The organism is Hymenobacter cellulosilyticus, assembly GCF_022919215.1.
In the GTDB taxonomy this organism is placed as follows: Bacteria; Bacteroidota; Bacteroidia; order Cytophagales; family Hymenobacteraceae; genus Hymenobacter; species Hymenobacter cellulosilyticus.
Genome location: NZ_CP095046.1, coordinates 3,032,033 through 3,046,892, shown reverse-complemented (window position 1 = coordinate 3,046,892; position 14,860 = coordinate 3,032,033). Strand labels below are relative to the sequence as shown.

Genomic DNA, 14,860 nt, shown 5'->3' with positions numbered 1-14,860 from the left:
GATTTCACTCCATAAAAAAAGGCCCCGCCGATACCGGCGGGGCCTTTTTTTATTCGTCAGAGAAGCCTCAGGCTTACTTCACGTTCACCAGCACGCCCAGGAAAACCAGGCGCCCAATCTGCGGGCCGCCGATAATCTGGGTGTTATTGGCATCGAACAGGTTCGAGACGCCGGCTTGCAGGGTTGTAGCCAGCTTGGGCACGGTGTAGCCCAGGTAGGCATCCGTGGAGCTGTAGTCGCGGATGGTGCCCGAGGCGAAGGGCATCTCCTGCCGGTGGCCCTGGGCCCAGCGGTAATTCACCGAGTAGCTTAGGCTCTTGAGCACGGTGCCACCCACGTTGAGGTTGTACTTGTGCTTGGGCGTGTTGAAGTAAGTGCGGAAGCCGCTGGGCAGGTTGCTGCGGTCCAGCACGTTGAGCGAGTAATTACCTCCCACGTTGAAGGCCTTGTGGGCGTAATACGTGAGGCCCAGCGTGGCGCCTTGGGTCCGCACTTCCTGGTTGCTGTTGTAGGAAGCGTAGATAATCCGGGCCGGGGAGGCGTTGCCGTCGGTGAAGTTGGAAGGAATAGCGGCATTTACCTGGGCAGCCGTGGGGCGGGTGCCATCCACGTTGCCCACGAAGGCCGTGCCCCCGATGAAGTCGTTGTAGCGCGAGCGGAAGTAGCTGGCGTCCACGTACACATTGGGAACAATAGCGCCTTTGTAGCCTACTTCCACGGTGTTTACGCGCTCCAGCTTCAGCTTCTCCACGGTCAGCTCGTAGCCGGCCAACGAGGTGCCGGGTGTGTAGGATTTGCCCTCGGCGTTGGTGAAGCTATAGCCCTGGAAGCCGTGCAGGTTGCCCAGCAGAATAAAGGTATTCACGTCGGAGCGCAGGTACTGGTCGGTCTGGGACGGGCTGCGAAACGCCTGGCCGTAGGAAGCCCGGAAGTTGTGCTGCTTGTCTTTCCCGAAGGAGTACACGGCCGAAGCCCGGGGCGAGAATGAGGGGTCGAAGTTCTGGAAGAAGTCGATGCGACCGGCCACGGCCAGCTTCAGGTGGTCGTCCAGCAGGCTTTGGGTGAGTTGGGTGTAGGCGCCGTACTCATAGTTGCGGATGCGCTGCCCGTCGGTATCGGCAAACAGCTTGCCGCCCGAGCCCAGGCGGTATTCGCGGTACGCGCCCCCAGAATCAGGTCGGTGCCGGCATCGGAGAGCTTGAAGCTACGCTGGGCGCTGATGTCGTTCAGGAACGAGTTGAAGTTCTGCTGGGCGCCGCGGCCGGGCTGGTCGTCGTTGGAAATCTTGTCGCGCAGGGTGGCAAAGCGCGGGTCCGAGGCCTTGAGCTGGGTGGCGTCGGCGGCGGCTTTGGCCGCTACCTGGGCGGCTTCCACGCTCATGTTGGCCGAGCGGGCCTGGGTGTAGGCCTGGTTGAAGGTGTAGAAATACTGCTGAGTGTACTTCGTGCTGCCGCCCTCCGCCGTTGGCGAGTTCTGGAGCTGGGCGCTGAGCTGGGTCAGCTCGTAGCTGTTGCCGGTGAAGTCCTCGGTGGAGTAGGCGCGGATAAAGCCCTTGGAGCTCTTGAGCTCGGCCCGGTACTGGTTGGTGCCCAGGCCCTTGATGCGGAAGCGGCTCTGGTTCTGGTACGTAGACGTACCCACGCCGCGCTTGGCTTCCAGGGTCAGCTTCAAATCGTCCTTAATCAGGTACGACACGGCTCCTTGCAGGCGGTAGGACTTGGTTTTCTGGTCGGGACCAATCAGCTCGGCCTCCGTGAAGCCGGGCATGTACACCGTCTTGCCGTAAAGCTCTGGGTTTACTTTGTAGGCCGGCGTGGTGCCGGTGGCGGGCCGGTTCTGGTAAGGCGAGAAAACGTTGCTGATTTCCCCGTAGCTGCTCACTGCGTCGTAGCCCAGCGGGGAGCCCGCCGCGTTGGTCGAGAAGCTAGCCGCCTCCCGGTTGTCGGCAATCCAGTCGTTGGCCTGGAAGGCACTGGCGTTAAGCTTGATGGCAAATTTCTCACCCAGTTTTTTGGCGTAGCGCACCTGTCCGTCGAGCAAGCTTCGTTCCCCGCCGCGCAAACGCACGCTCAGCCCGTCGTACACAAACGGGTCCTTGGAGTTGAACAAAATGACCCCGCTCAGGGCGTTGGCCCCGTACAAAGCCGAGGCCGGGCCGTGGATGAGCTCAATGCTTTCCATGTCCAGCTCGGGAATGCCCACCAGGTTGCCCGGGCTCAGGTTCAAGCTCGGCAGGGCCGTGTCCATGTAGTCCACCAGCTGAATCACCCGCTCGCTCTTGGCCGTGTTGAAGCCGCGCGTGCTCACGCTGGTAAACAGCATCGAGGCCGAGTTCACGTCCACCCCCGGCAGCTGACCCAGCGCTGATAACACCTCCGGCGTGCTGATCCGCTCGATTTGCCGCGCCGACACCTTGTCGATAGTGACGGGGGCCCGCAGGATGTTTTCTTCTACCCGCGAGGCCGATACTACGGTTTCGTTCAGCAGGGTGGCGCTGGGGGCCAGTACCACGCTCAGCAGATTGTCGCGGTTGGTGAGTTTTACTAGCTGGGTTTCGAAGCCCACGTAGGCCACCAGCAGTTCCACCGGGCCGTTGTCGAAGGAGGCATTGAGGTTGAACTTGCCGAGCTGGTCGGTGCTGGTGCCGATGAAGGTGCCCTTGATGAAGATGGTAGCCCCGGGCAGCGGGTCGCCGGTATTGGTGAGCACTACGCCGCCCACGGTAGCTTCGGCCGGGTCGGGTGCATTGTGTACGGTTTTACGCACGACCGGCTTGCGCTTGGCAGCCGCCTTAGTGGTAGAAGGGCGCTGCGGGGTGCCGCTCCCGGTGGGAGCAGCTGCCACAGGTGCGGCAGGCAGCAGGGCTGCCGCTAGTAGTACGGGATAAATTTGTTGCATTCGGTGAGGAGAACTGTAGGTCAGAAAGTCCAAACCTACTGCCGTGCTTACTCAGCCTCCGCGCCGACTGGGCGAAGGGCTTGGTTTTGCTGGCTGAATGAAAGCCGCCGCTGGCCGAACGGAAATTGTGGGCCGGAAAAACGGCCGTATTTGGCAGCTCGCACCCCGCAGCGGCGCAGATAATCGGCTTCTCGCGTAACTTGCGGCCCCAAGCTCAACTTTCAACGGGGCCAGCTACTCGCTCTTCGAGTCCGGCCCTTCTCCCTTTCCAACTGAACTCCCCACCATGCTCCGTACCGACTGGACCCTCGACGAAGTAAAAGCCCTTTATTATCAGCCTGTCCTGGAGCTCGTCGCCCAGGCCGCGGCCGTACATAAGCAGCATCAGGCCACCGGCGAAGTGCAGGTGTGCACCTTGCTCAGCGTCAAAACTGGCGGCTGCCCCGAAGACTGCGCCTACTGCCCCCAGGCCGCCCGCTACCACACCGGCGTGCAGGCCCACAAGCTGCTGCCCGATACCGAAGTTATTGCCGCCGCCCAGCGCGCGAAGGATTCAGGCTCGACCCGTTTCTGCATGGGTGCCGCCTGGCGCGAAATCCGCGACAACCGCGACTTCGACCGGGTGCTGGGCATGGTAGAGCAGGTAAACGAGCTGGGCCTGGAGGTGTGCTGCACCCTGGGCATGCTCAACGAGTACCAGGCCGAGCGCCTCAAGCAGGCCGGCCTCTACGCCTACAACCACAACCTGGACACCAGTGCCGAGCACTACTCCGAAATCATCACCACCCGCACCTACGACGACCGGCTCAACACCCTGGAACACGTGCGCAAAGCGGGTATTTCGGTGTGCTCGGGCGGCATTATCGGCCTGGGTGAAACTGACGAGGACCGTGTGGCCATGCTCCACACCCTGGCTACCCTGCCCGCCCACCCCGAGAGCGTGCCGGTGAATGCCCTGGTACCCGTGGAAGGCACGCCCCTGGCCGAGCAGCCCCGCGTGAGCGTGTGGGAAATGCTGCGCATGATTGCCACGGCCCGTATCCTGATGCCCGGCACCATGGTGCGCCTCTCGGCCGGCCGGCAGGAAATGCCCGTAAGTGAGCAGGCCCTGTGCTTCTTAGCCGGTGCCAACTCCATCTTCTCCGGCGAAAAGCTGCTGACCACGCCCAACCCCGACTTCGACGCCGACCGCCAGATGTTCGACTTGCTGGGCCTCAAGCCCCGCAAAGCCTTCAAAGACGTGCCCGAAGGCGCCACCGTGCTGGGCAAGCAGCTGGTGTAATCATCGGACTGTCATGTCGACCATTCTGCGCGTCAAGCAGAGAGGAGACATCTCGCGTGCAGATGTTGCAATCTTAATTGAATAGCACTGCACGCGAGATGCCTCCCGCTGGTCGACATGACGGCCTGTTTTAACACAACGAAGCGACAGAGATTCTTCGGCTGTACCGGCTCCGGCCGTTTCTGCGTGGCGCACTATAGCCTTTTATTACTTCAGCACCTTTCCCTGATGAATATTCAATTTGACCTGAACCTGGACCATAAATACGCCGAATCCCTGCGGGAGCAGCACGATTCACTGCAGGCCCAAGACATTATCGGTGAGTTGGAAGACAAGATTGGCTCGGCCATCAACCTGGTCGTGCAGCGCCACGGCGTGCTGCCCGCCGTCGGCGACCGGGTCGAGGTTGATTTCGAGTGGGTGGTCATCACGGCCCGCACCTTTGGGCAGGATGGCACCGTGTGGCTGTCGGCCGACCGATTTGCCGTCTAACTTCCACATCCCGCGCTGATGCCTGCTCCCGCTTCGCCCCTGCTCACGCGCCTAGCCCAGCAGCTGGAACAGCGTGCGGCCGATGGCACCCGGCGGCAGCTCACGGTAACCACCCCGGGCCGCGTCGACTTTAGCTCCAACGACTACCTAGGCCTGGCCCGCTCGGGTGCCCTGCACACGGCTTTGCAACAGGCGGTGCAGGAACCCGAATGGCTGGCAGGCAGCACCGGCAGCCGCCTGCTTACCGGCAACTCGGCCGCCGCCGGAGCCCTGGAAACCCGGCTGGCCACGTTTCACCGGGCTGAGTCAGCCTTGCTGTTCAACTCGGGCTACACGGCCAACCTGGGTTTCTTCGGGGCCGTGCCCCGGCGCGGCGACACGATTCTCTACGATTCGGCCAGTCACGCCTCGGTCAAGGACGGTATCCGCAGCAGCTTTGCCACGGCCTACAGCTTCCGCCACAACGACCTCTCGGACCTTGAAAAGCGCCTGCAACGCGCTACCGGGGAAGTTTTCGTGGCCGTGGAAGCCCTATATTCCATGGACGGCGACCAGGCCCCGCTGCAAGAGCTGGCGGCTTTCTGCACCGCCCGCGGTTTGCATCTAGTCGTGGATGAGGCGCATACCAACGGTATTTACGGGCCCAACGGGGAAGGGCTGGTCGTGGAGCTCGGGCTGGAAGAACAGGTATTGGCCCGCATCGTCACCTTTGGCAAAGCCCTGGGCAGCCAGGGGGCGGCCGTGGTGGGCCCGGCCGTGCTGCGGGAGTTCTTGCTCAATACCAGCCGGCCCTTCATGTTTACCACGGCCCTGGCCCCGTTGTCCATTCTGACCCTGACGGCAGCCTACGACCTGCTTCCCCGCCTGCACGCCGAGCGGCAACAGCTATTTCACTTGTCGGGCCAGCTCAGCGCCCGGCTAGCCGCCGTACCCGGCCTACGCGTGGGCCCTGGGAGCCACGTCATTCACCCCCTGTTTCTGGCCGAACCGGGGCCGCAGCGGGTGCGGGCCGTGGCCTCAGCTGTGCAGCAGGCCGGCTTCGATTTGCGGCCCATTGTGGCGCCCACCGTGCCTAGCGGCACCGAGCGGCTCCGCCTGATTCTACACAGCTACAACACGGAGGCGGAGCTTGATGCCCTGGCCCAGGGCCTGAGTCAAGTCGGCTAACGCCAACAAGAATAGTGGCCGAGCCCAAACAACGGCCCGGTCAACCGGTATTTCCTGTCGTATGAATTCTCCTCTTACCTCTCCCCAGCGGCTGTTTGTCACCGGCATCGGCACCGACGTGGGCAAAACCCTGGCCGCTGCAATCCTGACCGAAGCCCTGCAGGCCGACTACTGGAAGCCCGTGCAGGCCGGCTTCGAACCAACTACCGATACGGCCACGGTCCGCAGCCTGGTTAGCAATGCCCGCTCCTGCTTCCACCCCGAAGCCTACCGTCTGCAGCTGCCCGCCTCGCCCCACATGGCCGCCGCCGCCGAGCAAATCACCATCCAGGCCGAAGCCTTTCAGCTGCCCGCCACCGACAATCACCTGGTTGTGGAAGGCGCCGGCGGTTTGCTCGTTCCCCTGGCCCCCGGCCTGCTCCTGGCCGACCTGATTCAGCCCCTGGGCCTGGAGGTCGTTGTGGTGTCGCGCAACTACCTGGGCAGCATCAACCACACCCTGCTCACCCTCGAAGCCCTGGAGCGGCGCGGGCTGCGAGTCCGCGGCCTGATCTTCAATGGGGAACCCAACCCCGCCACCGAAGACTTCATCACCCAGCACACCGGCGTCCCCATCATGCCTCGCATACGCCTTGAAATCAAAATAACCCCCGCCGTAGTAAGCCGCTACGCCGCGGAGTTCCGCACCTGGTTCGGCCGGTAAGCCACCCGTCATTTAACCCTCGTGTCATTGCGAGCAGCGCGAAGCAATCCGTCCTCTGAAATGTACTAAGCTGCCTGAAGTGACAAGCTCTTTACTCCAACTTAAAATAAAGGGCTTGCTGGTAAAAGGTCGTGACTACCTGCGCAGAGGACGGATTGCTTCGGCCTCTGGCCTCGCCGTGACAACCAATAAGCCCATCACCCCACCCCATGAACCTCTCCCTCGCCGAGCGTGACCACGCTGTCCTCTGGCACCCCTACACCCAGATGCAGACCGCGCCCCTGCCCATTCCCATCGTGCGGGGCGAAGCCAGCTGGCTGGTGGCCGAAGACGGCACCCGCTACCTCGACGGTATTTCGTCGTGGTGGGTCAACCTGCACGGGCACGCCCATCCCCACATTGCGGCCCGCGTCAGTCAGCAGCTCAGCACCCTGGAGCACGTGCTGTTTGCCGGCTTCACCCACCCCGCCGCCGTCGAGCTGGCCGAAGAGCTTCTTTCCCTGCTGCCCGCCAACCAGGCCCGGGTGTTTTACTCCGACAACGGCTCCACGGCCGTGGAAGTGGCCTTGAAAATGGTGCTGCAGTACTTTCACAACCAGGGCCAGCCCGAGCGCCGCACCTTCCTCTGCTTCCGCGACTCCTACCACGGCGACACCTTCGGGGCCATGGCCGTCAGCAGCCGCGGCGCCTTTACCCAGCCTTTCTGGCCCCTGCTCTTCAACGTGGAATTCCTGGATGTACCGGTGCCCGGCAGCGAAGCTCAGACCCTGGCCCAGCTCGATGCCCTGTTGCTGCGCCCCGACGTGGCCGGCTTCATCTTCGAGCCCCTCGTGCTGGGCACGGCCGGCATGGTGATGTACGAGCCCGAAATCCTGAGCGAACTGCTGCGCCGCTGCCATCAGCACGGCGTGCTCGGCATTGCCGATGAGGTCATGACCGGCTTCGGCCGCACCGGGCCGCTGTTTGCCTCGGAGCTGCTCACCGAGCAGCCCGACATCATGTGCTTTTCTAAGGGCCTCACTGGGGGCACCCTGGCCATGGGCCTGACCACCTGCGCGGCCCCCATCTATGATGCATTTTTGAGCCAGGACAAGATGCGCGCCCTGTTTCACGGCCATTCCTACACTGCCAACCCCGTAGCCTGCGCCGCCGCCCTGGCCAGCCTGGAGCTTACCCGGGCCGAGCTCTGCACTCAACAGCGGCAGCGCATCGAGGCTGCCCACGCCGCCTTCCGCCTCGAAATCCAGGGCCAGCCCGGCATTCGGGCCGTCCGCCACCGCGGCACCATCCTGGCCGTCGAGTACGACCCTGGCGAAGGCACCAGCTACTTCAGCCGCCTGCGCGACGCCTTCTACCAGCTCGCCCTCGACCACCACGTCGTGCTCCGCCCCTTGGGCAACGTGGTTTACCTGCTGCCTCCCTACTGCACTACCGACGAGGAATTGAGCCTGCTCTACACCGTACTGCGCCGCATGCGCGAGCTGGTCCTCGACTTCACCCCCGCCCCAACCTGCCCGAAATCCTGCATGACTAATTTCCCTGCGGACTCCCTGATTATCATCCGCGGCCGGGGCCGGGTCTCGGCCCTGGGTCTGGAGCCAGCCCCAGCCGTGGCTAACTCTTCGTTCACAGCCCACGCCAGTGGCCCGCCCGTGGCTGCCCTACCCGCGGCGGCCGAAGCTGCCCTATCGGCCCTGCGCCGCAGCCACTCGGCCTACCGCCCCCTCGACCGCACCGTCCTGCTGGCTCTGCTAACCGCCCGCCAGGCCACTACCGAAGCTAATTGGTACCCGCAAGCCGACAGATTGCGTCCACAAGACGACAGACAGCAGCCACACCCCGACAACCTTCACCCGCAAGGTGACAGACAGCGGCCGCAAGCCGACAGCCTTCACCCGCAGCCCGCCACTTTGCTCCCGCACACGGACAGCCAGCACCCGCAGGCCGACAGTTATGTTCCGCAAGGCGACAGCCTTCAGCCGCACACTGACAGCCTTCTGCCGCAAGCCGCCACCCCTTCGCTCGCCGTCAGCATTGGCTCCTCCCGCGGGGCCACCGGCCGGCTGGAGCAGTTCCACCACGAATTCCTGACTGAGGGCACCGTTCCCGTCGCCGCCTCCCCGCTTACCACTTTGGGCAACGTTGCCAGCTGGGTAGCCTACGACGCGGGCACCACCGGCGGGGCCGCCCTAAGCCACTCCAGCACCTGTAGCAGCGCCTTCCAGGCCCTGGGCAACGCCCTGGCCTGGTTGCGCGCCGGCATGGCCCAGCGCTTCCTGGCCGGTGGAACCGAAGCCCCTCTCACCGCCTTCACCCTGGCCCAGATGCAGGCCCTGGGCATCTATTCCCTCTTTTCCGCTTCCGAGTTTCCCTGCCGCCCCGGTGCCGGCAAGCCGTCTACGTTCGTCTTGGGCGAAGGCGCCGCCATCTTTGCCCTCGAAAAAGTCAGCCGCGTCGCCCTTGCCGCCGAGCAGGCCCGGCACCCCACTACTCCTCTGCTATGCCTTGAAGCCGTAGGCTTTGGCTTCGAAGCCATTGGCAGCAAAACCGGCTTATCCCCTGACGGCCAACACTTCCAAACCGCCATGCGCGAAGCCCTGCGCCAGGCCGGCACCGCTCCAGCCTCCGTCGATGCGGTGGTGCTGCACAGCCCCGGCACCCCGGCTGGCGACGCGGCCGAGCGCCGGGCCCTGCAAGCTGTATTCGGGGAAAACCAGCCTGATTTGGTGTCCAACAAGTGGCGTATAGGACACACCCTGGGAGCCTCCGCGGCTCTTAGCCTGGACTTTGCCTGCCAGATCCTGACCTCTCAGCACTGGCCAGCCCCACCCTTCCCCACCGACCTCACACCGGTCCCTACCCGCCCCATCCGGCGGGTACTCATCAATGCGGCGGGCTTTGGAGGCAACGCGGCCAGCGCCCTGGTGTCTGTGGTGTAAGTTTGCGGCTCCTGGCCATTATTAAGCAGCGGGGCCGTACTTTTCGTACTGTATTTCCACCGCGACTATTTCGCGCTGCTCTGCTTTTCCTTGCCCTTCCGCTCCATGAACCTACGTTTCGCGCTCCTGCTTTCGGCCAGCCTCGCTCCGGCCTTCGTTTTTGCCCAAACCACCGCTCCCGTCCCAGCTCCCGACCCCGCCATCAAGCAGATGGTGGAAGCCATTTCGGCCAAAAACCTGGAAGAGGACATCCGCAAAATGGTGTCCTTTGGCACCCGCCACACCCTGAGCGACACCAAAAGCAAGAAGCGCGGCATCGGGGCGGCCCGCAACTGGGTCGAAAGTGAGTTTCGCAAGTACAGCAAGGCCAGCGGTGGCCGCCTCAAAGTGGAGCAGGATACCTTCCTGGTCAAGCCCGACGGCCGCCGCATCGATAAGCCCGTCATCATGGCCAACGTCATGGCCACCCTGCCCGGCACCGACCCCACCGATACCCGGGTGTTCATCGTCAGCGGCCACCTCGACTCCCGCGTGACGGACGTAATGAACGCCACCGCCGACGCGCCAGGGGCCAACGACGACGCCTCGGGCGTGGCCTTGGTTATGGAAATGGCCCGCATCATGTCGCAGAAGCAGTACCCATGCACGCTCATTTTCGTGGCTGTGCAGGGTGAAGAGCAGGGCCTCTACGGCTCGACCCACCTAGCCAAACGGGCCAAAAAAGAAGGCTGGAACCTGGTGGGCATGCTCAACAATGACATCGTGGGCAACTCCAAAGGCTACGACCCGGAGATTTCCGACAACAAGCACATCCGCATCTTCAGCGAAGGGGTGCCGGCCACCGAAACCGCCGACGAAGCCAAGCTGCGCCGCACCCTGAGCAGCGAAAACGACGCGCCTAGCCGGCAGCTGGCCCGCTACAGCAAAACCACCTGTGAGCAGTACGTCAACGACTTTGGCGTGCTGCTGGAGTACCGCCCCGACCGGTTTCTGCGCGGCGGCGACCATACGCCCTTCAACCAGCAGGGCTTTGCCGCCGTGCGCTACACCGAGGTCAACGAGAACTTCAACCACCAGCACCAGGATTTGCGCACCGAAAACAACATTCAGTACGGTGACCTGCCCGAGTTTGTGGACTACGAGTACCTGCGCAAAAACACCGGCGTAAACCTGGCGACCATGGCCAGTCTGGCCCTGGCTCCCAGTGCCCCGAAAATGTGGGCGTGCTCACGGCCAAGCTCACCAACCGCACCGAGCTCAAATGGGACGCGCCTAAAGTGGGTGAGAAGCCCGCCAGCTACGTGGTTTTGATGCGCGAAACCTCCTCCCCGGTGTGGCAGCAGCGCTTCCCCGTCACGACCACCACCGCCGATTTGCCCCACAGCAAGGACAACTTCATCTTCGGCGTAGCCTCCGTAGATGCCGAAGGCCACGAGAGCCTGCCGGTCATTCCCAAGCCCGTACGGTAACCAGTTACCCTTCGTCTGTTCTTGATGAAAAAGCTGCTATACAGTGTTGTACTGGCCGGCGTAGTTGCCTGCAACGGGCCAGCATCGGCCCCGGAAACGGCGCAGGCGTTGCCGCCCAGCCCCGCGGCGGCCAGTACGACTCCGGCAACCGAGCCGGCGCCTGCCCAAACCGTGCGGCGGTTTGTGACCTGGTATATTCAGAAGGCCGACAGCCTGCCCGGCAACTTCGTGTTGAATTCAGAGGCCTCGGACTCGACCAAGTTCTACGCCGTCGACTTTCCTGGTACAGAGGAATGGCTGCGGGCCGTGCAGCAAAGTGGCACGGTTTCGCCGGCCTACCTGGCTCAGTGGCGAGCCTACTTCCGCCGCTACGACGACACGCTGCGCCTGCACCCGCAAAACGACGGTCCGCCCGCCGGCTTCGACTACGACTTTCTGCTCCTGACCCAGGAAGCCGAGGAAACCGCCACCGATTTACAGGCCGGCAAGTTTATCGTTACCCAGCAGCAAGGCGCGCACGCCCACGTACAGGTCCGCGGCCCCCAGCACGAAACTTACCAGGCCGGCCTAGACTTCGACCTTTCGCAGCAAGCCGATGGCCGCTGGTTAATTGATAAAATCAGCGTGCCTGACAACCCTCAGTAGATTTTGTGGGTCTACTACGTGGTTGCCGGCGTGGCTTGAGTGCCGCGGCCGGCTGCTGGGGTGTATGTCCAATCATTTACTTATCCTGCTTATGCCGATGAATACGTTACCAACCCGAGTGTTGGGCGGCGTGGTGCTGCTGCTAACGACCCTGGCCTGCTCGAAGAACAAGGAGGTCTACACCGTGGTAGAGGGCACTATAACCAACAAGTACACCGCCCAGCCGGTGGCGGGAATACGGCTGGAGGTGGACCGAACCCAGGGCTGCTGGCTATGCATGGGGTCCCGCATAGACTCGGTTACCAACGCTATTACCGACGCCAGCGGCAACTACAAAGTGGCCTTCAACGCCCTAACCACCGGCAGCTACTCGCTGCGCCCGGCTTCCACTCCGGACTATATGGTAAGCAGCTTCGAGCTTGGCGAGGACGTGAAAGCCGGCCAACACAACCAGATTGATTACAAGGCTACACCCTACAAAACGGTAACCATTCGAGCCAATACCACCAAGAAAGGCAAGTCAGATATTTATTTCACTTTCATCAGCGGCAACCAGACGGGTGAAACAGGCATCTTCAACGGTGACATTTTCACCGATATGGATAAGAAAAACCAAGCTATTTCCTTCACTAAAACCATCAAGGTGCTACCCGACCGAGTGTACCAGTTTACCAAAGTCACCTCCAACCGGGTCTGCCAGCCTGACGGCTACACCTGTACTTTTCAGGATCAGGAATCCGAAGTCCGGACCCGGGACATTCGCTTTACCAACGATACGGCCACGGTGAGCTTCCAGTAAGTACGTCTGGTATAGCAACGGCTGGCCCGAACGCAGTGCGTTCGGGCTTCTTTGTGCGTTTTTCTTACGTATTCGGTGGCAGCCGGTAGGTGGCCAGCCGCTCCCACAGAACCTCGGCGGGCCAGCTTTCTACCTCCAGCAGCGCCTCGTATGGGTTACCGGTCAACTCCAAGAGCTGCGCAAAGGCCGGCTCGGTTTTCAGGCCTTGCTGCTTAAGACCGCGCACCGCTACCCGCCACGCCTCGCCGCCAGCCTGCAGAATAGCGTGTTCCACCAGCATATGCCGCACGGCGTTTTGCTGGGCGGTGGGCAAATTCTGCCCAAACACTTCCACGGCCACCCCGGCCGCGCGAAAGCCGCAGACAATGGAGACCCGGCCCCCACCGAAAACTCGGCCAGGCGAAACTCCGGCAGGTGGCCGTAGTGCTGCGCCAGCAGGCTTTTGAACGGCAGCCACGCCCCTGGCTTCACCTCGCAGATGATATCCAGGTCGCTGTCGGCCAGGTCTATATCCAGCGGCACGGTCCCGGCCAGCATCGGGTCAAAGCCTTGCAGTACGCTCCACACGGCTAGGTCGTGCAATATGGTGTAGGCGCGTTGCTGCCGGGCGTTACCGGCCAGCAGGTATTGCGGATTTTTCCAGTCGGGCATCGAAAAGCGGAAAGCGGAGGTGGCAACCGGCCCGGCTGTTTTGATGAAGCCAGGCCTAGGGCGGGCAAAGCTAACTTTGCGTCTTGGAATCTGCTTCTGTTGCCAGGATAAGAAAATTTAGGGCCGGGATGTAGATTATTTCCAAATCCTGCCCGTACTTGCAGCCGTTAATACCTGCCAGCGGTACTCCGCTGCTCCCCTTTTCTGCACATGAACACGTTTTACTTTGGCTTTTCTTCGGCATTTTCGGTGGCTTCGGCTGGCCGTACCGCCGTGGCCAAGCCAATGGAAGCCAAAAACGTGATGCTGAAGAAATGCTTCAAACGGCCCTCGACCTGACCGTCGCACTTCTTCATGCTACCCTCCCCATAAGCATCAAGCGCCGGTCTTCCCCAGACCGGCGCTTTTTGTTTGTGCTTCTCCTACCAGCCTCTCCGCCCCGTTCATTTTTTGGTTAACCCCGTTTTTCACTGATGAAAGTTTTAAAGTTTGGCGGCACCTCCGTCGGTTCAGCTGAGCGCATGCGCGCTTTGCCCGCACTTATCCAGGGCTCGGAGCCCCGCATCATTGTGCTCTCGGCCATGTCGGGCACGACCAATGCCTTGGTCAACATTGCCAAGCTGCTGTATGAGGGCGAAACCACGGCGGCCACCTACCAGACCGAGATTCTGCGCCAGCACTACCTGATTGTGGCCCGGGAGCTGCTCCCCGACGCGGAAGTTGCCAATGAGGCTATCAGCCACCTCGATACGGCCTTCAAAACCATCTTCAACCTGACGCGCTACCCACTGTCGGCTTCCGGGGAGCGGGTCATTCTGGCCCAGGGTGAGCTGCTGAGTACCCTGCTGTTTCACCGCTACTACACCCGCGTGCTGGGCGAGGAAGCCGTGCTGCTGCCGGCCCTGGACTTCATGCGCCTCGACAAAAACGACGAGCCCGACGGCGACTTTATCGAGGAGCACCTGGCCCAGGTATTGGCCCCGCACGCCGGTCAGCAGCTGTTTATCACCCAGGGCTACATCTGCCGCAATGCCAACGGCGACATCGACAACCTCAAGCGCGGGGGCTCCGACTACTCCGCCTCGCTGATTGGAGCCGCGGCCCACGCCGAGGAAATCCAGATCTGGACCGACATCGACGGGCTGCACAACAACGACCCGCGCGTAGTGGAAGGCACCTACCCGATTCGGGAGCTGTCGTTTGACGAGGCGGCCGAGCTGGCGTATTTCGGGGCCAAGATTCTGCACCCCAGCTCGATTCTGCCCGCGGCCAAGCACGGCATTCCGGTGCGGTTGCTCAACACGATGCAGCCCGAAGCGCCCGGCACCCTGATTTCGACCCGCACCGGCAACGAGGCCATCAAGGCCGTAGCCGCCAAGGACGGCCTGGTGGCCATCAAGATCAAGTCGAGCCGGATGCTGCTGGCCCACGGCTTTTTGCGCAGCGTGTTCGAGGTATTTGAGCGCTACCGCACGCCCATCGACATGATTACGACCTCGGAAGTAGCCGTGTCGCTGACCATTGACGACGCGACGCACCTGGCGGAAATCCTGGAAGATCTGCGCAGCTTTGGCACCGTGGAAGTAGATGAGCAGCAAACCATTGTGTGCCTGGTGGGCAACCTGATTCAGGAAAACAATGGCTCGGCCTGGCTGGTTTTCAACGCCCTGAAGGACATTCCGCTGCGCATGATTTCCTACGGCGGCTCGCCCAACAACATCAGCATTCTGATTCATACCAGCAACAAAAAGCGGGCTTTGCAGGCGCTCAACGAAGGCCTGTTTCAGCAGCGGGCGGTAGTGCAATAAGGTTTTC

Annotated in this window: 13 protein-coding genes and 1 pseudogene; 10 read left to right on the top strand and 4 right to left on the bottom strand. The window is 62.3% G+C overall.

Features of this window, described 5'->3' with window-relative positions; all coding sequences use genetic code 11:
* Positions 1-73 precede the first annotated feature (73 nt).
* On the bottom strand, positions 74-1,126 hold the full coding sequence (locus MUN79_RS14950; RefSeq protein ID WP_375378257.1) for a TonB-dependent receptor domain-containing protein: 1,053 nt from the start codon (positions 1,124-1,126) through the stop codon (positions 74-76).
* Complete coding sequence (locus tag MUN79_RS14945) at positions 1,036-2,898, bottom strand: carboxypeptidase-like regulatory domain-containing protein (RefSeq protein WP_244673496.1); 1,863 nt, start codon at positions 2,896-2,898, stop codon at positions 1,036-1,038. Before MUN79_RS14945 ends, MUN79_RS14950 begins: the two co-directional genes overlap by 91 nt.
* Before the next feature lie 286 nt (positions 2,899-3,184).
* Between MUN79_RS14945 and bioB the strand changes: the two genes are divergently transcribed.
* From bioB to MUN79_RS14900, 9 genes are all read left to right on the top strand, one after another.
* Positions 3,185-4,180 carry a biotin synthase BioB gene (bioB, locus tag MUN79_RS14940; RefSeq protein WP_244673495.1) on the top strand — a complete coding sequence of 332 codons (996 nt, stop codon included), beginning with the start codon at positions 3,185-3,187 and terminating at the stop codon, positions 4,178-4,180.
* Positions 4,181-4,408: 228 nt separating this feature from the next.
* Positions 4,409-4,672, top strand: coding sequence for a hypothetical protein (locus MUN79_RS14935; RefSeq protein WP_244673494.1), 264 nt, complete (start codon positions 4,409-4,411; stop codon positions 4,670-4,672).
* 18 nt (positions 4,673-4,690) lie between these two features.
* A complete protein-coding gene (locus MUN79_RS14930; RefSeq protein ID WP_244673493.1) occupies positions 4,691-5,839 on the top strand; it encodes an aminotransferase class I/II-fold pyridoxal phosphate-dependent enzyme in 1,149 nt (382 codons plus the stop codon).
* Positions 5,840-5,900: 61 nt separating this feature from the next.
* Entirely contained in the window at positions 5,901-6,542 is a 642-nt protein-coding gene (bioD, locus tag MUN79_RS14925) for a dethiobiotin synthase (protein ID WP_244673492.1), read from the top strand.
* 209 nt (positions 6,543-6,751) lie between these two features.
* Positions 6,752-9,481: an adenosylmethionine--8-amino-7-oxononanoate transaminase gene (bioA, locus tag MUN79_RS31085; RefSeq protein ID WP_311136487.1), complete on the top strand. Its 2,730-nt coding sequence runs from the start codon at positions 6,752-6,754 to the stop codon at positions 9,479-9,481.
* A gap of 105 nt (positions 9,482-9,586) precedes the next feature.
* Positions 9,587-10,792 (top strand): M28 family peptidase, encoded by a 1,206-nt coding sequence (locus MUN79_RS14910; protein WP_311136486.1) that lies wholly within the window; start codon positions 9,587-9,589, stop codon positions 10,790-10,792.
* A complete protein-coding gene (locus MUN79_RS31080) occupies positions 10,792-10,950 on the top strand; it encodes a hypothetical protein (protein WP_311136485.1) in 159 nt (52 codons plus the stop codon). Before MUN79_RS14910 ends, MUN79_RS31080 begins: the two co-directional genes overlap by 1 nt.
* Positions 10,951-10,974: 24 nt before the next feature.
* On the top strand, positions 10,975-11,595 hold the full coding sequence (locus MUN79_RS14905) for a hypothetical protein (protein WP_244673491.1): 621 nt from the start codon (positions 10,975-10,977) through the stop codon (positions 11,593-11,595).
* Between the two features lie 97 nt (positions 11,596-11,692).
* Complete coding sequence (locus MUN79_RS14900; RefSeq protein WP_244673490.1) at positions 11,693-12,394, top strand: carboxypeptidase-like regulatory domain-containing protein; 702 nt, start codon at positions 11,693-11,695, stop codon at positions 12,392-12,394.
* Positions 12,395-12,458: 64 nt separating this feature from the next.
* Here MUN79_RS14900 and MUN79_RS14895 read toward each other — a convergent pair.
* A pseudogene (locus MUN79_RS14895) lies at positions 12,459-12,931 on the bottom strand (DUF4269 domain-containing protein).
* 335 nt (positions 12,932-13,266) lie between these two features.
* Entirely contained in the window at positions 13,267-13,401 is a 135-nt protein-coding gene (locus MUN79_RS30090) for a hypothetical protein (RefSeq protein ID WP_262922865.1), read from the bottom strand.
* Between the two features lie 117 nt (positions 13,402-13,518).
* Between MUN79_RS30090 and MUN79_RS14890 the strand changes: the two genes are divergently transcribed.
* A complete protein-coding gene (locus MUN79_RS14890; protein WP_244673489.1) occupies positions 13,519-14,853 on the top strand; it encodes an aspartate kinase in 1,335 nt (444 codons plus the stop codon).
* The last annotated feature ends 7 nt before the right edge of the window (positions 14,854-14,860 follow it).